At 63.2% G+C, this 17,517-nt stretch carries 16 protein-coding genes and 2 tRNA genes; 10 read left to right on the forward strand and 8 right to left on the reverse strand.

Going from position 1 to position 17,517, the window contains the following annotated elements; translation table 11 throughout:
* Nucleotides 1-58: 58 nt before the first annotated feature.
* From nhaC to ACXAEH_RS06455, 3 genes are all read right to left on the reverse strand, one after another.
* A complete protein-coding gene (gene nhaC / locus ACXAEH_RS06445; RefSeq protein ID WP_475035531.1) occupies nucleotides 59-1,489 on the reverse strand; it encodes a Na+/H+ antiporter NhaC in 1,431 nt (476 codons plus the stop codon).
* 423 nt (nucleotides 1,490-1,912) lie between these two features.
* Nucleotides 1,913-2,176, reverse strand: coding sequence for a spike base protein, RCAP_Rcc01079 family (locus ACXAEH_RS06450; protein WP_475031635.1), 264 nt, complete (start codon nucleotides 2,174-2,176; stop codon nucleotides 1,913-1,915).
* Between the two features lie 150 nt (nucleotides 2,177-2,326).
* The gene (locus ACXAEH_RS06455; protein WP_475031636.1) at nucleotides 2,327-3,646 is read right to left on the reverse strand and encodes an ATP-binding protein; all 1,320 of its coding nucleotides are present in this window, start codon (nucleotides 3,644-3,646) and stop codon (nucleotides 2,327-2,329) included.
* Nucleotides 3,647-3,729: 83 nt separating this feature from the next.
* Between ACXAEH_RS06455 and ACXAEH_RS06460 the strand changes: the two genes are divergently transcribed.
* From ACXAEH_RS06460 to ACXAEH_RS06470, 3 genes are all read left to right on the forward strand, one after another.
* Nucleotides 3,730-4,647, forward strand: coding sequence for an MBL fold metallo-hydrolase (locus ACXAEH_RS06460; protein ID WP_475031638.1), 918 nt, complete (start codon nucleotides 3,730-3,732; stop codon nucleotides 4,645-4,647).
* A 69-nt stretch (nucleotides 4,648-4,716) separates the two neighbouring features.
* Nucleotides 4,717-4,791, forward strand: a tRNA-Asn gene (locus ACXAEH_RS06465).
* Between the two features lie 278 nt (nucleotides 4,792-5,069).
* A tRNA-Asn gene (locus ACXAEH_RS06470) sits at nucleotides 5,070-5,144 on the forward strand.
* Between the two features lie 159 nt (nucleotides 5,145-5,303).
* Here the strand turns inward: ACXAEH_RS06470 and ACXAEH_RS06475 are convergent.
* On the reverse strand, nucleotides 5,304-6,227 hold the full coding sequence (locus ACXAEH_RS06475; protein ID WP_475031639.1) for a LysR substrate-binding domain-containing protein: 924 nt from the start codon (nucleotides 6,225-6,227) through the stop codon (nucleotides 5,304-5,306).
* A gap of 136 nt (nucleotides 6,228-6,363) precedes the next feature.
* Between ACXAEH_RS06475 and ACXAEH_RS06480 the strand changes: the two genes are divergently transcribed.
* From ACXAEH_RS06480 to ACXAEH_RS06500, 5 genes are read left to right on the forward strand one after another with little or no spacing between them, the layout of a single operon-like run.
* Nucleotides 6,364-7,458: an aromatic ring-hydroxylating oxygenase subunit alpha gene (locus ACXAEH_RS06480; protein WP_475031641.1), complete on the forward strand. Its 1,095-nt coding sequence runs from the start codon at nucleotides 6,364-6,366 to the stop codon at nucleotides 7,456-7,458.
* Nucleotides 7,452-8,201, forward strand: a complete 750-nt coding sequence (locus ACXAEH_RS06485; RefSeq protein WP_475031642.1) for a class II aldolase/adducin family protein — start codon at nucleotides 7,452-7,454, stop codon at nucleotides 8,199-8,201. The genes ACXAEH_RS06480 and ACXAEH_RS06485 overlap by 7 nt, the downstream gene beginning before the upstream one ends.
* Complete coding sequence (locus tag ACXAEH_RS06490; RefSeq protein ID WP_475031643.1) at nucleotides 8,198-8,845, forward strand: enoyl-CoA hydratase/isomerase family protein; 648 nt, start codon at nucleotides 8,198-8,200, stop codon at nucleotides 8,843-8,845. Before ACXAEH_RS06485 ends, ACXAEH_RS06490 begins: the two co-directional genes overlap by 4 nt.
* Nucleotides 8,842-9,999, forward strand: a complete 1,158-nt coding sequence (locus ACXAEH_RS06495; protein WP_475031644.1) for a CaiB/BaiF CoA transferase family protein — start codon at nucleotides 8,842-8,844, stop codon at nucleotides 9,997-9,999. The genes ACXAEH_RS06490 and ACXAEH_RS06495 overlap by 4 nt, the downstream gene beginning before the upstream one ends.
* 37 nt (nucleotides 10,000-10,036) lie before the next feature.
* Complete coding sequence (locus tag ACXAEH_RS06500; protein WP_475031645.1) at nucleotides 10,037-10,894, forward strand: alpha/beta fold hydrolase; 858 nt, start codon at nucleotides 10,037-10,039, stop codon at nucleotides 10,892-10,894.
* 214 nt (nucleotides 10,895-11,108) lie between these two features.
* Here ACXAEH_RS06500 and ACXAEH_RS06505 read toward each other — a convergent pair whose 3' ends face one another.
* Both ACXAEH_RS06505 and ACXAEH_RS06510 read right to left on the reverse strand, forming a co-directional pair.
* The gene (locus tag ACXAEH_RS06505; RefSeq protein WP_475031646.1) at nucleotides 11,109-13,592 is read right to left on the reverse strand and encodes a hybrid sensor histidine kinase/response regulator; all 2,484 of its coding nucleotides are present in this window, start codon (nucleotides 13,590-13,592) and stop codon (nucleotides 11,109-11,111) included.
* A gap of 25 nt (nucleotides 13,593-13,617) precedes the next feature.
* Nucleotides 13,618-14,115, reverse strand: coding sequence for a putative pterin-binding protein (locus ACXAEH_RS06510; RefSeq protein ID WP_475031647.1), 498 nt, complete (start codon nucleotides 14,113-14,115; stop codon nucleotides 13,618-13,620).
* A gap of 320 nt (nucleotides 14,116-14,435) precedes the next feature.
* Between ACXAEH_RS06510 and ACXAEH_RS06515 the strand changes: the two genes are divergently transcribed.
* Nucleotides 14,436-15,050, forward strand: coding sequence for a response regulator transcription factor (locus ACXAEH_RS06515; protein WP_475031648.1), 615 nt, complete (start codon nucleotides 14,436-14,438; stop codon nucleotides 15,048-15,050).
* 27 nt (nucleotides 15,051-15,077) lie between these two features.
* Here ACXAEH_RS06515 and ACXAEH_RS06520 read toward each other — a convergent pair whose 3' ends face one another.
* Nucleotides 15,078-16,307, reverse strand: a complete 1,230-nt coding sequence (locus ACXAEH_RS06520) for a cytochrome P450 (RefSeq protein WP_475031649.1) — start codon at nucleotides 16,305-16,307, stop codon at nucleotides 15,078-15,080.
* Nucleotides 16,308-16,475: 168 nt separating this feature from the next.
* Between ACXAEH_RS06520 and ACXAEH_RS06525 the strand changes: the two genes are divergently transcribed.
* Complete coding sequence (locus ACXAEH_RS06525) at nucleotides 16,476-16,838, forward strand: TfoX/Sxy family protein (protein WP_475031650.1); 363 nt, start codon at nucleotides 16,476-16,478, stop codon at nucleotides 16,836-16,838.
* Between the two features lie 64 nt (nucleotides 16,839-16,902).
* Here the strand turns inward: ACXAEH_RS06525 and ndk are convergent, their stop codons facing one another.
* Nucleotides 16,903-17,325: a nucleoside-diphosphate kinase gene (ndk, locus tag ACXAEH_RS06530; protein WP_475031651.1), complete on the reverse strand. Its 423-nt coding sequence runs from the start codon at nucleotides 17,323-17,325 to the stop codon at nucleotides 16,903-16,905.
* Between the last annotated feature and the right edge of the window lie 192 nt (nucleotides 17,326-17,517).

Raw genomic sequence — 17,517 nt, forward strand, 5'->3', positions numbered from 1 at the left:
GATGGGGTGTTTACATCAAAACGCGCGCCGGAGGGGAGGCCCCGGCGCGCGCGGGCGGTCAGGCGGTCACTTGCGCCACCGGCTCGCCGCTGTTTTCCCAGGCTGCGATTTCATCCTCGCTGGCCCTGGGCGAGAACAGGCCGGTCATGGCATAGAAGATGCCGATGAGCGGCGACAGCCAGCAGGCAAAAGCCAGCGGGATGTAGAGCAAGTTCTCAAAGTTGCCGTCGGCAATACCCAGCGCTAGCGCCGAGATTACAAAGGCACCGCCCGCGTTCCAGGGGATCAGCGGCGACACCAGCGTGCCGCCCTCCTCGATGGCGCGCGACAGGTTCAGCGGCGAATACTTCATGCCGCGATACACAGGTGCATACATCCGGCCCGGCAGGGCAATCGACAGATAGGGGTCGCCCGCCACGGTGTTGGTCGCCACGGACGTCAGGATGGCCGAGGTCTGGATGCCGGCAAAGGACTTCACCCGGGCAATGATCACCTCGATGATGGCTTGCAGACAGCCGGTCCGCTCCAGCGCGCCGCCGAACCCCAGCGCCAGCAGCACCAGCGAGATGGTCCACATCATCGACTGGATGCCGCCGCGGTTCAGCAGCGGGTCGATCTCCGCCACGCCGGTCTCGATGGCATAGCCGCTGTTGGCGAATGTGAAGGTCTCATGCAGGCCCGCACCCTGGCACGCCATCGCCATGATGCCGCCGACAACCGCACCGGCAAACAGCGACGGGATCGGCGGCTGCTTCTTCACCGCCAGCACAATGACCAGCAATGCGGGCAGCAGCATCAGCGGCGAAATCCAGAACGCCTCGTCCAGTGCAGCAGTGATCGCGTCGATGCGTTCAAACGACACCTGCGAAGTGTCGATCAGGGTGAAGCCCACAACCAGATAGATCACCAGCGCAATCAGCATCGACGGCACGGTGGTCGGCAGCATGTTGCGGATGTGGTCGAACAGGTTGGTGCCGGTGACGGCGGGAGCCAGGTTGGTGGTATCCGACAAGGGCGAGATCTTGTCGCCGAAGAAGGCGCCGGAAACCACCGCGCCGGCGGTCCAGTACATCGGAATGCCAAAGCCCGCGCCGATCCCCATCAGCGCCAGGCCAACGGTGCCGACGGTGCCCCAGGAGGTACCCAGCGACACCGACACAATGGAGCACAGCACCATGCCCGCAGCCAGGAACAGCTCCGGCGACAGGATCTTCAGCCCGTAATAGATCAGTGTCGGCACGGTGCCGCTGGCAATCCAGATGCCGACGATCATGCCGACGGTGATCAGGATCGACACCGACGGCAGCGAGATATTGATGACGTGGAACACGCCTTCTTCGATGTTGTCCCACTTGTGGCCCAGCTTCAGCCCCACCAAAGCGGTGATGGCAATGCCGATGGCCAGCGGAATATGCGGGGTGAAGTCCCCGAAGTAGAACAGCTGGACGCCCAGAACGGCCAGCGTCAGCAGGATCGGCAGCAGCGCCATTCCCAGCCCGGGTTTCACGGTATTCGGATCAGATGGTGACACGGGTTTCTCCTCCCTTGAGTCAGGTCGCCTGTACGAGGCGGATGCGCTCAAACACCAGAGATCCGCGTCCCGGACTCGATGCCAGCGCGCCGGAATGATCAGCATTTGCGACATCAGGACCGTAAGAACCGACTTAAGGAAGAACGTCTCCGATAGGGGAGGAAGTCCTTAAAAGGGGAATCCCCTTCAGCGCGCAGGCAGAACGCCCGCACTGATTTTCTCAAGCTTTCCCGTTTGCATCCAGCGGATCAATCTGAACCCGCAGGAGCTGCCCGGACCTTTCATCTTGTGCCTCGCGCCTCTGGAACGGCATGTCAGGCCGGAGCCGGCCAACAGCACACAAACCGTGCCGCTGGCCGGTGGAGGCATGTCCGCACGGTCTCAGTACCATCCTGCGACGGCGGCCGTTGTCCCGGTGGCTTCGACGCCGACAACGGAAAAGCCGATGATCTCTCCCGCTTCCACGGCATAGGTGATTACGGTTCCGGCCTCATCGCGCAGCGCCAGATCGCCAGACGTCAGCACCCGCAGCACCCGCGGCCTGACAGGCAGGTCGATACCGTCCTGCGGCGTGATGTTCAGCTGATGCGTGACAGGGCTTTCCAGCCCGCGGCGGAAATGGGCAAAAGGATCAATCTGCGGCATGAGGGGTCTCCCAACAGTGTTTCGGTCCCGGGCAAGCTGCCCGGGATCAAAGGGATATCCGCAAAGAAAGAATATATGGAAAAGCAGGCGTGCGCTTGTTTCCGGTGCGGCGCAACAGGCCGGCGCGCCCTTTCCGGAGGCCGCCGCGGTTCAGCGGGCGATCACGATATCCGCCTTCAGCCCGCCCAGTTCCAGGCTCTCACCCAGGCGCAGGGTGCCGCCATGGGCCCGTGCCGTGTCGGCCACAATTGCGAGCCCGAGGCCAACCCCGGATCCCCGGTCCTGGTTGCGTGCCGGGTCCAGCCGAGTGAACGGGCGCACCGCATCACCGCGCTGCGCGGCAGGGATGCCGGGGCCGTCATCTTCGACCCGGATCCGCATCGAACGATCGGTCAGCGCCACCGATACCCGCGCCTGCGAACCATAGCGCACAGCATTGGAAATCAGGTTCTCCACCGCGCGCCGCATTGGCTGGCGGCGCAGCATCACCTCACCCTCGCCGGACATTTCACCCAGCACCACCAGTTTTTCCTGCCGCTGCCAGTCGGCGGTAATGGTCCGGATCAGCTCTTGCGGATCCACCGGTTCCGGCTCGCTGACTGCTGCCCCGCGGGAGAAATCGAGGAAGGCATCCAGCAGCGCCTGCATCTCATCCACGTCGCGCAGCATCGGCGCCGCGTCCTCCTCGTCAAGCAGCGCCAGCTCCAGCTTCATCCGGGTCAAAGGCGTGCGCAAATCATGGCTCACCCCCGACAGCATCAGGGTACGCTGTTCGATCTGACGCTCGATCCGCGCCCGCATATCAAGGAAGGCGCTGCCCGCGGCCCGGACCTCCAGCGCGCCGGCCGGGGAGTAGGGCACCGCGCGCCCGCGCCCGAAGGCCTCGGCTGCATTGGCCAGCCGCTTGATCGGACGCAGCTGGTTGCGCATGTAGAGAAAGGAAATCAGCGTCATCAGCAGGCCGAACAGCAGCATGGTGACAATCAGCTGGTGCGGCGCGGCCGCGGTCAGGCGGCGGCGGTCAAAGCTCAGCTCCAGCGGCCCGTGTACGGTCTCGAAATAGATATGCGCGGTGCGGTCGGCCGGAAACCGGGCTGCCAGAAACGCCGGAAAGGTCTTCTGCAGCTCGTCGCGCACCACCCTGCCGGAGAACTCATTGAGGCTGAACTGGTTCTGTGGCGGCGGCGCATCCGGCGCCAGGAACCGGGCCTGCATGTTCAGCGGCTGCAGCAGCGGGGCGATTTGCGCCAGCGCCGCCTCCTGGTCAGGCTCGCTGGCCATGATCTGCTGCAGCAGCACCAGCTCACGCAGCACCGTTGCGGTCATTTGCACGGTGACATCCTCAAGGTCGCGCTTGATGAACACCACCGAAACCACGATCTGCAGCGCCACGATCGGCACCACCAGGATCAGCGCCGCCCGGGCATAGAGACTGCGCGGCATATATCGTTTGAGCCATTTGAAGAACATGGGCTAAACCTATCGGGCGCTTGGGAAAGAGGAAAGACACTCCAGGCGCGCAGCGGCCAGGAAAACAGCAGCGGGGCGAGACCATGCAGGCACCAGACGATTTCAACCCGGCCGCCGGCGCGGCCGAGGAGCTGGAACCCGGCCTGCGCCGGATCCTGGCGCCGAATCCCATGCCAATGACTTACCGCGGCACCAATACCTATATGCTTGGCACCCGCAGCCTCGCAGTGATTGATCCCGGACCCGGGTCGGACGCACATCTTGAGGCGATCCTGGCGGCCGTGCAGCCCGGTCAGAAGATCACCCATATCATCGTGACCCACAGCCACCTGGACCATTCGCCGCTGGCCCCGGCCCTGAGCCAGGCCACCGGCGCGCCGGTCTATGCCTTTGGCGGGCCGGAAGCAGGGCGCAGCGCGGTCATGGCGCAGCTGGCCGCGGACGGGCTGGCCGGCGGCGGTGAGGGGATCGACACCGGATTTTCCCCGGACATCGTCATAGGTGACGGTGAAACCATCCAGGGAGACGGCTGGGAACTGGAAGTGATTCACACGCCCGGGCATCTGGGCAACCATATCGCGCTGGCCTGGGGCGATGCCTGTTTCACCGCCGACCACGTCATGGGCTGGGCCAGTTCGCTGGTGTCACCGCCGGATGGCGACCTCACGGATTTCATGGCCTCCTGCCGCCGCCTGCGGGCACGCAGCTGGCGGGTCTTCCACCCCGGCCACGGCGCGCCGGTCACCGATCCCGCCGGGCGGCTCGACTGGCTGATTGCGCACCGGGAATCGCGCGAGGCCGCGATTCTGCAGGCGCTGGCAAAAGCACCTGCAACCGCCCGCGCGCTGGCAGAGCAGATCTACACCGAAACCCCTGCCGCGCTGATGAAAGCGGCAGAACGCAATGTCTTTGCCCATTTGGTGGACCTCACCACCCGCGCGCTGGCAGCACCGCAAGGCCCCCTGTCGGCAACTGCCGTCTTTGAGCTCCGCGGCGGCTGATTTTTTTCAAAAAACTTCCCCTGCCCCTCTGGACGCCTGTTCCGGGGGGCGCTATACGGCACAGACCGTTCCGGCGTAGCTCAGCGGTAGAGCAGTTGACTGTTAATCAATTGGTCGTAGGTTCGATCCCTACCGCCGGAGCCATTTTCAAGCACATGAAAACACAAGAGGTTTTCCCGTGCGCTGGCCGTCGGCCACGGCGCGTCTCCGGTTCTGTTCCGCACCGTCCACTGTCAGCTTCGCTGGCATCCCGGCAATCAGACATCCCCTCTTCCAGCAAGAACCTCAGCTGTTTTGCCCGCCCTGAAACGGCAGGCCTGCGCCTCTGACGGCCTTGTGTTTTGCCGCAGAAAAAATTTCTTGAGCAAAGCGATTTTTTCTCTGGACGCCGCAGATTGGAGCTTCTATACGACGCCTCACATTCCGGCGTAGCTCAGCGGTAGAGCAGTTGACTGTTAATCAATTGGTCGTAGGTTCGATCCCTACCGCCGGAGCCAACCTCCCCCTAAGAGGTTGGAAATAGACGGCAAAGCGCTCCAGCCCGGGGCGCTTTTGTTGTTTCGGGGCGCCTCCTGTCGACCAAGGGAACGAACCGCCGGCCTGCGGCTGGAGGCGGCAGCAGAACAGCCAGGCAGCAGATCAAAGACAGAGTGTCTTCAGGCAGAGACGGCGTCTGCCCGGTTCTCCTCAGGGTGTTCGGCTTCACGGATTATCCAATCCCGGAACGCCTTCAGCTGCGGCTGCTCCATGGCTTCCGGCGGGTAAACCAGGTGATAAGACCGTGAGGGCGTGAAATCCGCAGGAAACGGGCGCAGAAGCTGTCCGGATTGCAGTTCCCCCTCAATCAGCGGCAGCAGCCCAAGGGCAACCCCCTGCCCGGACAGCGCCGCCCGGAGAAGGACACTGGAATTGTCAATGACGACCCCGGGCAAATGCCCGCCTGTGTCGACCTGCATGGCGGCGAACCATTCCTGCCAGTCGAATGTGTCCTTCCAATGCAGCAGCGGCAGCTCCAGCAGGTCCGCCGGGGCCGCGGGAACCGGCTTTCCCGCCAGCAAGGACGGACCAGTAACCGGCGCGGTCTGAAACCGCAGCAGTGGCTCCGAGACCAGCCCTGGCCAGCGGCCATCGCCCCAGGCCAGCATCATGTCTGTTTGACCATCCGAGAACTCAACCCCGCCAGGCGAATATTGCAGGTGCAGCCCGGTTTCGGGAAAACGCTGCCAGAAGCTGAACAACCGTTTGGACAGCCATTGCGAGCCGATCAGGGCGCCCACGCCAACGGTGATCGACGCGCGGCCGGCCGTTTGGCGCACGTCCTGGACCGCTCTGTCGAGGCTGGCAAACACCGCCTCACAGGCCACGGAAAACTGCCGCCCCGCCTCGTTCAGAGAGACCGACTGGGCGTTGCGGTCAAACAGCGCGCAACCGAGGAACGCCTCGAGAGATTTGATCTGCGAGCTGACGGCGGTTGGGGTCACCCCCAATTCGCCAGCCGCGCGCTTGAAATTCTCATACCGCGCGGCGACGGCAAAGACACGGACCGCGCCCAGCGGAACGGGATTGGAGGCTTCGGACATGAATAGGCCAACCTGAAATTACCCTAGGTGTAAAATCTTTCTATCTATTCATGACAATTACAACAAGGCAGGCTGCCCCTTATCAGGAGCGAACAAACCGGCTGCCATTGGTACGCCGGCCGGAAACGGAGAGCATATGTCACGGGATACGCCATTGGCTGCGCGGTATTACGTTGAGCCGGAGTGTTTTGAGACCGACAAGGAGAAGATCTTCTTCCGCAGCTGGCAATGCGTCTGCCATGTGTCCGAGATCGCGGAACCGGGCGATTTCAAGACCTTCACCATTGTTGATGAGGATGTCTTTGTGATCCGCGCGCCGGATGGCGGCATCAAGGCCTACTACAATATCTGCCGCCACCGCGGCCACCCACTGGTTGAGGGCCAAGGCAAGGGCAAGCGGGTCTTGGTCTGCCCCTACCACGCCTGGACCTACGAGATTAACGGCAAGCTGCGCCGCGCTCCCGGATCCGTCGAAAGCGACGGGCTGACCTGCGATCAGATTAACCTGCGCGGGGTCCGGGCGGAGGTCTTTTGCGGCTTTGTCTTTGTCAATCTGGACGAGGATGCTGCGCCAATGGGGCCTGCGCTGGAGGACTACAGGGAAAACCTGCTGAGCTTTCACCCCGATCCAGCCCAGCTGCGGTTCGTCTGCGAAACCGAGATCGAGCACAAGTCCAACTGGAAATTGTCGGTCGAGAACTACAACGAATGCTACCACTGTCCCACAGTGCATGCCTCCTCGCTGACCCATGGCGTTCTGGACATGGAAGGCTACACCACGGTACCGCGCGGCATGACCATCTGGCACGACGGCAAAGCACAAACCAGAAACGAAAAGCAGTACGACTACAACCTGGAAGCCAGTCCGCGGGCCGGCGACTACGGCGCCTATTGGATCTGGCCGAATGTCTCGATGTGCTGCTACCCGGGCGGCTATTTCACCATCCGGCAATGGCTGCCGGTGGCGTGGAACCGCACCATCTACCGTTACCGCTGGTTTGCAAGCGGCACGGTTTCGGACGAGGAAGTGCGCGCCTTGATGGTCAAGCACCGCGAAACCACCGGCGCCGAGGACGAGGTGGTCGTCTCCAAAATCCAGAAAGGCATGCAAAGCCGCGCGTTCGAGCCCGGGCCTTATGTCATCGGCGACGGCTGCGGCGCCATGAGCGAAGTCGGACTGCGCCATTTTCACAATCTGTACCGCGACGCCTTGGGAGAACCGGAATGCTGACCTCTTCATCCAGCACCGCCACCCAGACCCGCCAGGATCTGGCCGCGCTCTACCGGCTGTCGCACCACTATGGCTGGACCGACCTGACCTCGACCCATATCTCGGCCCGGTTGCCGCAGGACCCAGGGCACTACCTGCTGAACTCGCACGACCTGATGTTCGATGAGATTACGGCATCGAACCTCACCCGCATGTCGTTTGAGGGTGAAGCGGTGGATGATCAGCCCGGCAGCGGCAAGATCATCAATCTGGCCGGGCATATCATCCATTCCGGCATTTTGAACGCGCGCCCCGATGTGAACTACGTGATCCACAGCCACACCCGTGCAGGTGTCGCGGTCTCGGCAATGCCTGAAGGCCTGCTGCCGCTGTCGCAGCACGCGGGATTTGTGCTTGGCACCCTGTCCAGCCACCCCTACCAGGACTCCACCGCAGTGGAAGACGAAGGCGCGCTTCTGGCCCGCGACCTGGGCGGCAATTTCGCCATGCTGCTGCAGAACCACGGGCTGCTGGCCGTCGGGCGAACCGCGGCAGAGGCTTTCACCTATCACTATTTCCTTGAGATGGCCTGCAAGATCCAGGTGGATATCCTAGGCGCCACGGACAAACCCATCTCCATCACCAAGGATGCTATGGCCGCCCTGCACGATTGGGGCGCACCGGAAAACGGCCCGCACGGCGAAGTGCAATGGCCCGCGCTGATCCGGATGCTGGAGCGCACAGTACCGGAGTTCCGGTCATGAATGCAGACAGCCTGATCCTGACCCGGTGCGAAGGCGCCTGCCTGACCGTCACCATCAACCGGCCGGACAAGGCCAATTCCCTGACCACCGGGATGCTGACGGCGCTGCGGGACATCTTCCGCACGGCCGCCAGTGACAAAGAACTGCGGGCCGTCATCCTCACAGGCGCAGGCGAACGGGTATTTTGCGCCGGTGCGGATCTGAACACGCTCTACGACGAATTGGACGGCCCCGACCCTTGGGACGAGATGTCCGCGGCGCTGCGTGCTGTTCCGGTGCTGACAGTGGCGGCCATCAACGGCCCCTGCATCGGCGGCGGTCTGACCCTGGCACTTGGCTGCGACATCCGCGTCTGCGTGCCCGAGGCACGGTTCTCTTATCCCGTCCTCAAAAACAACGTGCTGCCCGGGCAGTATGACGTGGATACATTGCAGGCCCTGAGCAGTCCCGGCCGCTGCGCTGCAATCCTGCTCGGCGGCGACACCGTGAGCTCAGAGGACGCCGCCGCCTGGGGCCTGGCCGACCGTCTGGTGCCGCGGGACGCGCTGCAGGACACTTGTCGCAGCTTGTGCGCCACGGCGCTGGCCGCGGACGCGGCGCATCTGAAAACACTCAAGTCCATGCTGAGGGGAGGTTCGTCATGAAAGGCATCCGCATTGTCGATATGACCTCGGTGCTATCCGGCCCGTTCTGCACCTGGCTGCTTGCCAGCCTCGGTGCCGATGTGATCAAGGTGGAAAACCCGAACGGCGACCTGGCCCGCACCACCCCGCCGTTCGAGGACGGCATCAGCCTCTATTTCGCCTCGCTGAACCGCAACAAACGGTCTGTGAAACTGGATCTGAAAACCGAGGAGGGCAAGGAAGCCCTGCACAAGCTGCTGGCCACCGCTGACGTTTTTGTCGAAAACATGCGCCCCGGCGTGCGCGACCGGCTGGGCTGCGGCGATGCCGACCTCAAGCGGATCAATCCGCGGCTGATCTCCGCCTCGATCAGCGGCTTCGGCCAGGCCGGCAGCCTGTCGCACCGCCCGGCCTATGACATCGTGGTGCAGGCGATGAGCGGCATGATGAGCATCAACGGCGAGCTGGGGGGCGAGCCGACCCGCGTCGGCTTCTCGGTTGGCGATATCGCAGCCGCCCTGTTCACCACCATCGGCATCCTGCAGCGCCTCTATGAGCGTGATGCCAAAGGCGCAGCTGAAACCAGCCATCTGGATGTCTCCATGCTGGCCTGCCAGTGGGTGTGCCTGGAAAATGCCTTTGCGCGGTATCTGAACGCGGGCATCGTGCCGGGGCCGATCGGGTCCCGCCATCCGTCGATGACACCGTTCGAGCCCTACCCCACTGCCGACCGGGACATTGTCATCGGCCTCGGCAGCGACAAGGACTGGCCGCGCTTCTGCGAGGCCATCGGCTACACCGAACTACTGGACGATCCGCGGTTCCAGGGCGACGAGGCGCGGCTGGCCAACCGGGATGCGCTGGATGAGGTGCTGGGCGCGCAACTGAAACAGCACCCGTCGGCCTATTGGACGAAGATCCTGATCAAAAATGCCATTCCCTGTTCGGTGGTAGAGACCATCCAGACCATCGCCGACAGCCCCATTGCCGAAGAATACGCCGCCTTTTCCAGCGTCGAAGCCGGTTCGGACGGCCGCAGCATGCAATTTGCCCGCAACCCCATCGCGGAGCGCGGCCAGCAGGAAAGCCAGGCGCCGGAACTGGGTGAGCACACCGCGGAGATTCTGGCCGAACTCGGCTATGACGCTGCTGCAATTGCAGTTCTGGCGCGCTGATTACCCTACTCTCGAAAACTCAGGCAGGACTTTTAATATGCCCGAATTCCAGACCGCCGATGGCATCCGGCTCTATTACGAAGAGGCCGGAAGCGGCGCCCCGATTGTCTTTGTTCACGAATTCGGCGGCGACCACCGCAGCTGGCACCGGCAAGTTCCGGTTCTGTCGCAATCTTTCCGCTGCATCACCTATTGCGCCCGCGGCTTCCTGCCCTCCGCCATCCCCCAGGAGCGCAGCCAATACGGGCAAGCGCAGTCGACCGCTGACCTCCTGGCCCTGCTGGACCACCTCGGGCTGGAAGACGCCCATCTCGTCGGAACCTCCATGGGCAGCTTCACCAGCCTGGACTTTGCCCTGAACCATTCCCCCCGCACCGCAAGCGTCACCTTGGTCGGCAACAGTTCCGGTCCCCGGGACGAAGCCGAGCAGACCCGCTACCGCGAGGACTGGGTCGGCCATGAAATCCGGCTGCGGGAGAGAGATGGCGGGAACGGTGCTGTCGCGGTTCTGGAAGAGGACCCCGCCTATCAGAGCTTTCAGAGGAATTCCCCGGAAGACTGGGCGGTTTATGCGGAAAACCTGCGCAGCCAGCCGGCCGAAGGCGCCGTGCATGTGCTGTCAACGCTGCATTGGAACCGCCGTTCCCTGTTTGAAGACCAGGCGCGCCTGAGGGCGCTTGCCAAACCGGTGATGCTGGTGACAGGGGACGAGGATTACTACCTGGTGGCAGAAACCAATGCCCTTTTGCAGGAGGTCCTGCCCAACGCCGCATGGCACAGGTTCCCCGGAACCGGTCATCTGGTTAACATCGAAAAGGCACCGGAATTCAACCGCCTGCTGAGGGAGTTTCTGGAAGTGAACTCTGGCGGGCAGTCAGGACCCGCAGGCGGGTAAAGAGAACCGGGGCCTGATCAAGGCCTGCAATTTGCCGGTCACGCCAAGGCCTGAAGCGGCGTTCTTCCCCAGTACCGGCAGCCTTGCCAGGGATCGCGGCGGCCATCAGGCTGCGGCCAGCCTGGGCGCCTATCCGGTGGCGCAGGCTGCGTGCCCCGGCTCTACACCCTTCTGCCAGTGACTAGTGTCAAAGATGGCCGCCGTGCCAGCCCCGTCAGACCCGCAAATGCGGTTCCAAGACCGTTTCAGCGTGCGCCCAGGCCTGAAGAAGCGGGGCAAGCGGCGGTTCGGCGCCTTCCTGTGCCGTCTCGATGGCCAGCATTGCTGTGCGCAGATCCGGCAGCCCCAGCACCGCGGCCGAACCCGCCAGCCGGTGCGCTTCCTTGCGCTGGCCGTCTGCCAGTGCAGCGCAGCTTTGCAGCTCCTCCTGGAACTGTTTGACCTCGCTGCAGAACGCCAACAGAAAGACGCGGGCCTGCTCCTGGCCCAGCGCATCGCAGAACTGCTGGATGTCCAACTCGGTCTGCGGCAGGGCCTTCACTCCGCCGCCGGCCCGGCGCGCGATCACATCCGCAAGCCCGGCCTTGTTTGCCGGCTTGGTCAGCACCTCGGCAAATCCAGCTTCCAGGATCCGGGTGTGATCCTCGGCCGCGGCATGGGCGGTCAGCGCCACGATGTCCGTGCCCTCCGCCAGTTTTTGAGCCCGGATCCGGCGCAGCGCTTCGATCCCGTCCACCTGCGGCATGCTGATGTCCATCAGAATCAGATCGAACCGCTGCTGCTCCGCCGCTTGCACCGCTTCCAGCCCGCCCGCCGCAGCGGTAACCTGGTGCCCCTCCTGCCGCAGCATGGTGGCCAGCAGCTCGCGGTTTATGTCATTGTCCTCCGCGATCAGCAGGCGGCAGGCGCCGTTGAGCCTTGGCGCGTCCTTCTCTGCCCGGCGCGGCGGCGCCTTGGCTGCGGGCAGCGGCAGGGAAATGGAGAACAGGCTGCCCTCGCCCAGCTCACTCTCGCAGCTGATAGTGCCGCCCATGGCCTGCACCAGCCGCTTGGTAATCGACAGCCCCAGCCCGGTGCCTTCGCTGCCGCGGCCATAGCTGGCATCCAGGGTAATGAAATCCTCGAAAATCCGGTCCAGATCCTCCGGTGCGATCCCCTGGCCGGTGTCGGCGACATGGAATTCCACGGTTTCGCCGCCCGGCAGGCGCATTACATCGACACTCACCGCCCCCTCGCCGGTGAACTTCAGCGCATTGCCGATCAAATTCAGCAGCACCTGCTGCACCGCGCGGGGTCGGCCCGCCACCATGTTCCTGCCATCCAGACTGCAATGCAGCGACAAGTCGATGCCCCGCCCCTTGGCGCTGGCCTGCTGGCTGTCCACCAGACCACCGACAAGTTCTTCCAGATCAAAGATCCGCAGTTTCTCGGCCTCGGCACCGGATTCCAGCCGCGACAGTTCCAGCACGTCGTTGACATGGTGCAGCAACAGCTCCCCCGACACCCGCATCGCCTGCAGGTAGCGGCGCTGCTCCGGGGTTGGGCCTGTGTCTTCGATCAGGTCGATGGCCCCCAGCACCCCGGTCAGCGGCGTGCGCATTTCATGGCTCATCACCGTCAGCAGGTTGTGCTTGGCCCGCTCGCCCGCCAGGGCATCGTCCCGCGCCCGGCGCAGCTCCTCCTCGACCGCGATCCGGTCGGAAATGTCGCGCAGGAAGCTGACAAACACCATGTCGGTGCCCGATTGGCTGACCGAGACAGACAGCTCCACAGGGAACAGCTCACCGGATTTGCGCCTTGCCTCCAGCTGCAGCCGCCCCTTGCCCGCAACTCGGGCCTCGCCAGTCTGCAGGAACCGCCGCATCCCCGCGTTGTGCGCCTCTTGCAGGTGATCCGGCACAATCAGGTTCACCATCGGCTGGCCAACGGCCTCCTCGCGGCTGTAGCCGAACACGGTTTCCGCCGCACCGTTGAAGGCCTGGATCCGCCCATCGGCCCCGACCACCAGGATCGCATCCAGCGAAGAGGCAATCATCGCCTCCATCCGCGCCGCGGCCCGGCTGCGTTCCTTGGCAAGCTGGCGCCCCTTCCGGTACAGCCGCCCCAGCAGCAGCGCGGCCAGCGCCAGTGCCAGCACCAGTGCCAGAACCACCCAGCCCAGCCGCGCCAGGATCGTGAACAGCTTCAGCCGTTTATCCTTGGAATCCTCCACCTGCAGCACGACCCCAAACAGAGCCAATTCGCGCACGTCGCCGCTGTTCTGCTGCAGTTCCGCCGCAAGGTCCCGCAAGCTGCCAAGCAGCGCTTGGTCGGCGCTGTCTATTGCCACCGCCATCCGGTCCAGCCGGACCTGCATCTGCTGCAGCAGGGCGGCCCCGCCCGGGCTTTGGCGCAGCCCTGCAAACAAGGGGCTTTCGCGGAACGTGGCAATCCGGCTGTAGTAGATATCGAACTGGCGCCGCAGCCTCGGCAGATCCGCAGCCGATTGCACGGTCAGAACTGCGGTTTCCAGTTTCAGATGCTCGACTTCGGCCTGGGACAGGTTCCACTGCATGTTGTCGGTGGCCGCCGTCGACAGCTCATCCAGCTGCTGCAGCACCTGATGACCCAGCCGCACCGATTGCGCAGCCAAGGCGGCCGCCAGGGCCAGCACCAGCGCCAGAACCCAGCGCGGCATGGTTGGAAACCCGCGAAACATCAGCTGCCCGGCCCCTGGCTGCGGCCTACGGCCGGATCACAATCCGGTCCAGCTGCCAGATGCTGCGCGAATAGACCTCTTCGGTCCGGTAAGCCGGATTGCTGTCATAAGGGTAAACCACCCAAAGCGGCCCCTTGTTGCGCAGCGACATTTCGGCACCGTTGCGCTCATAGGCGACGATCGGGCCGCCGTCCACCGCATCCGTAGCCGGGATTTCCACCGAATAATCATTCACCGCATGGGCAATCAGCTGCCCGCTGCTGACCCCCATCCGCTCCATCAGCACGGCCAGCGGCACACCGGTGAAGCGTTGCGGCCCGGTGGTCCAGATGGTCTCTGTCTCAAAGGTCACCGGCGCCAGGGCCCGCAGGTCCTCCATCGTGAATTGCGCCTCAGGGGCGGCGTCACCGGCAAGGCGGACAGACAGCAGAACCGGTTCCTCGCCGCTGGCAGAGACAGCAGCAGCACAGGCAGAAAACACCACAACGGCCAGTGCAGCGGCGCGCGCAATCAATCGTCTCATTCCAGCCTTCCTTTCCTCTATCCTTCGACACAGCGTTCAGGCGGAGCATGCCACAACCGGCCTGCCCGGAAACCGGCACCAGAGGATAGTCTCCTATCCTTCCGTATAGGGTGCACAACCTCCAGCATATTGACAGCACCCTAATGCCGACTTACCGGATCCCGCCCGGCTGGCATAAAATCAGAAAAATTACAGCCATTTTCCGGGAGCAGCAGCCGATGTTGAAGCACGCAGCCAGACCGCAATCCACGGTTGACAGTTTTGAAACCCTTGTCGCTGTAGACTGGGAGCGGGAATTTCAAAACAGGTCTAGTGGCTACATGCGAATTTTGCTGGCAGACGACCATGACATGGTCCGCGAAACAATCTCAGCCTACCTCCGCTCGGAGGGCGGGGCCGAGGTGACACTGGCCACCGACCTGCCGGGAGCGATCGAGCAGATTTCCGGCGACGGGCCGTTCGACCTTGTCCTGCTCGACTACAATATGCCTGGCATGATGGGGCTGGACGGGCTCGCCAAAGCGCTGGAGGCCAATGGCGGTAAAGGCGTGGCAATCCTGTCGGGAAGCGCTCCGGCCCGCACCGCCCAGGATGCTCTGGATGCCGGCGCCATCGGGTTCATCCCCAAAACCATGGGCGCGCAGTCACTGCTCAACGCGGTGCGGTTCATGAGCGCGGGTGAGATCTACGTGCCGGTCGACCTGATGCGCGAAGAGGCCGCTGGCAACACCCATCCCCTGGCCGAAAAGCTGAGCCCGCGGGAGCTGGAAGTGCTGGATGGCCTGTGCCGCGGCCTGTCGAACAAGGAAATCGCCCGCGAGCTGGAACTGCAGGAAGTCACCATCAAGCTGCATGTGCGCACGCTGTGCCGCAAGCTTGACGCAAAGAACCGTACCCAGGCCGCCCTGACCGCAAAAGAAGCCGGGCTGTTCTAGCCTGCCCGTTTCGGCGGCCCGCCGGCGTCAGCTCAAGTCGGCCGGCAGGGCCGAAAAGCCGCGAAAGCGGATACGTCCCCCCGGCACCCGGCCTGGCTTCAGGCGATAGTCCGCAAACCGCTTCAGGAACCGTTCAATCGCAATCTTCCCTTCAAGCCGTGCCAAGGTCAGCCCGACACAGACATGCGGGCCCCCGGCAAAGGCCAGATGCCGGTTGGGTGCCCGCGAGATGTCGAAAACTCCCGGACTTTCAAACACCTCCGGATCACGGTTTGCCGCACCGATCACCAGATGCAGGTTTGTTCCGGCGGGCACGCGGACGCCGCCGATTTCCACTTCTGCCGTGGTTTCGCGGTTGCCCAGCTGGTTGGGTGAGCGGAAGCGCAGCACCTCCTCCACCGCCGGTTTGATCAGCTCCGGCTGTGCCAGCAGCCTCTGTTTCTGCTCCGGGTGGTCATTGAGCAGCGCCAGCCCGTTGCCGATCAAATTCGTGGTGGTCTCATGACCAGCATTCAGAATGAATATGCAATTCTGGATCAGCTCGATCTCGCTCAGCTTCCCTTCTGCCCCCTCGCCTCGGATCAGACGCGTCAGCACGTCGGTTTCCGGATCGCCCGGATCAGCCCGGCGCCGGGCAATCAGATCCTGCAGATAGGTCTTGAACTCTTCGACAGCCCGGTGGCCCGCTGCCAGCTGAGCCTCGCTCAGCACAGGCTCCAAAGCGCCCAGAATTGCCAGCGACCAATCGCGGAGCGGCGCCCGCTCTGCCATCGGAACATCCAGCAAGTTGCCGATGACCTGGATCGGGATCGAAGCGGCGAAATCCTCGATCAGATCAACCTGCGCCCGGCCCGCCATCTGCTCAAGCAGGCAGTCAACCGTCTCAACCAGCCCCGGTTCCATCTTTGCGATCGCCCTAGGTGTCAGCGCCGAAGTCATGATCCTGCGCACCCGCGTGTGCAGCGGCGGGTCGGAAAACACCAGCGACGTGGTGTGATGCTCAAACAAAGGCGAGCCCGCGCCGTATTTCGGGGCAAAAACCTTTTTCTTGTCCGAAGAAAACAAAGTGGTGTCACGGTAAATACGATCCAGGTCCGCATGACGGCAAATCAGCATCGACCCGTCTGGCTGCGGCAGAACCGGCGCATCGCGCAGCAGCGCATCGTAAAAGGGAAACGGATCCTCCACAAATCCCCGCGGCGGATGTGCAAGATCGAAACCTTGTGCCCTCACAGATACTTGCTGGCTTCCCCTCATCTCACCCCTCCGGCGGTTCTGCTTGCCACGGTCAACAGCTTCCCGTCAGAAATGCGACTGTCAATCAATCAGGCAGCATCGAACCCAGCGTCACAACAGCCTCGCGCGGTTAACGAACATTGCAAATTGCTGGGTGACAGCGACGCGCGGAACCGATAGAAACAAACCATGAACACTGCCATTTCTTCGATCCGCAATCTTGGTCCCGCCTACGAGGAGGCCTGCCACCGTGCCGGTATCACCTCGGCCGAAGACCTGCGCGCCATCGGTGCCGATGCGGCCTATGCCCGGCTGTTGCAATCCGGCACCCGGCCGCATTTCATCGGCTATTACGTTCTGGTGATGGCGTTGCAGGGGCGGCCCTGGAACGATTGCAAGGGCAAGGAAAAAGAAGAACTGCGCAAGCGCTTCGACATGATCAAGGCCGATGTCCACCCTCAGCACAGTTCAAAACTGCTGTCGGAGCTGGATGCCATCGGCGTGCGCGCCACACCTGCGGACCTGAAAATTTCCGAACCCGCGCCGCGCTGATTGCCCCAAAATAAAAGGCCGCCCCGAAACAGGGCGGCCTCAATTCATCCGGTAAGCCAGTGGCTTAGCCGACCAGCTCGAGGCCGGAGAAGAAGTAGGCGATCTCCACAGCAGCGGTTTCCGGCGCGTCGGAACCGTGTACGGAGTTTTCGCCAACCAATTCAGCGAATTCAGCACGGATGGTGCCGGCCGCGGCATCTGCCGGGTTGGTGGCACCCATCACTTCACGGTTCTTGGCAATGGCGTTTTCGCCTTCCAGAACCTGAGCAACGATCGGAGCGGAAGCCATGAATTCACACAGTTCGTCATAGAACGGGCGCTCGGCGTGCACCTTGTAGAACTCGCCTGCCTGCGCTTTGGTCAGGTGGATGCGCTTCTGCGCAACAACGCGCAGGCCTGCTTCTTCAAATTTGGCGTTGATCTTGCCGGTCAGGTTGCGGCGGGTTGCATCGGGCTTGATGATCGAGAAAGTGCGTTCCAGAGCCATTTGGCATTCTCCTGATTGATGGGCCGCGGGCCAATGCCCGGGCCGGAAACTCCGCGCGCCGCGTAACATGGCTGGCGCCGCTTGGGAAGACGTTTTCAGGGCCAGCGCAGGCGCCCGTGCCTCAGGCGGGAAAATTTCTTGCCGGAAGAAGCGAAAGGGCCTGATTGACAGCCCCGGGCACCTGGGCCACAC

It is taken from the genome of Leisingera sp. ABM4_060 (assembly GCF_056158765.1).

Excerpts from the sequence above, each read along its gene's own strand:
- nhaC (WP_475035531.1), bottom strand. The coding sequence starts at position 1,489 with ATGGCGCTGCTGCCGATCCTGCTGACGCTGGCCGTTCTGGGCGTCCAG.
- ACXAEH_RS06450 (WP_475031635.1), bottom strand. The coding sequence starts at position 2,176 with ATGCCGCAGATTGATCCTTTTGCCCATTTCCGCCGCGGGCTGGAAAGC.
- ACXAEH_RS06455 (WP_475031636.1), bottom strand. The coding sequence starts at position 3,646 with ATGTTCTTCAAATGGCTCAAACGATATATGCCGCGCAGTCTCTATGCC.
- ACXAEH_RS06460 (WP_475031638.1), top strand. The coding sequence starts at position 3,730 with ATGCAGGCACCAGACGATTTCAACCCGGCCGCCGGCGCGGCCGAGGAG.
- ACXAEH_RS06475 (WP_475031639.1), bottom strand. The coding sequence starts at position 6,227 with ATGTCCGAAGCCTCCAATCCCGTTCCGCTGGGCGCGGTCCGTGTCTTT.
- ACXAEH_RS06480 (WP_475031641.1), top strand. The coding sequence starts at position 6,364 with ATGTCACGGGATACGCCATTGGCTGCGCGGTATTACGTTGAGCCGGAG.
- ACXAEH_RS06485 (WP_475031642.1), top strand. The coding sequence starts at position 7,452 with ATGCTGACCTCTTCATCCAGCACCGCCACCCAGACCCGCCAGGATCTG.
- ACXAEH_RS06490 (WP_475031643.1), top strand. The coding sequence starts at position 8,198 with ATGAATGCAGACAGCCTGATCCTGACCCGGTGCGAAGGCGCCTGCCTG.
- ACXAEH_RS06495 (WP_475031644.1), top strand. The coding sequence starts at position 8,842 with ATGAAAGGCATCCGCATTGTCGATATGACCTCGGTGCTATCCGGCCCG.
- ACXAEH_RS06500 (WP_475031645.1), top strand. The coding sequence starts at position 10,037 with ATGCCCGAATTCCAGACCGCCGATGGCATCCGGCTCTATTACGAAGAG.
- ACXAEH_RS06505 (WP_475031646.1), bottom strand. The coding sequence starts at position 13,592 with ATGTTTCGCGGGTTTCCAACCATGCCGCGCTGGGTTCTGGCGCTGGTG.
- ACXAEH_RS06510 (WP_475031647.1), bottom strand. The coding sequence starts at position 14,115 with ATGAGACGATTGATTGCGCGCGCCGCTGCACTGGCCGTTGTGGTGTTT.
- ACXAEH_RS06515 (WP_475031648.1), top strand. The coding sequence starts at position 14,436 with ATGCGAATTTTGCTGGCAGACGACCATGACATGGTCCGCGAAACAATC.
- ACXAEH_RS06520 (WP_475031649.1), bottom strand. The coding sequence starts at position 16,307 with ATGAGGGGAAGCCAGCAAGTATCTGTGAGGGCACAAGGTTTCGATCTT.
- ACXAEH_RS06525 (WP_475031650.1), top strand. The coding sequence starts at position 16,476 with ATGAACACTGCCATTTCTTCGATCCGCAATCTTGGTCCCGCCTACGAG.
- ndk (WP_475031651.1), bottom strand. The coding sequence starts at position 17,325 with ATGGCTCTGGAACGCACTTTCTCGATCATCAAGCCCGATGCAACCCGC.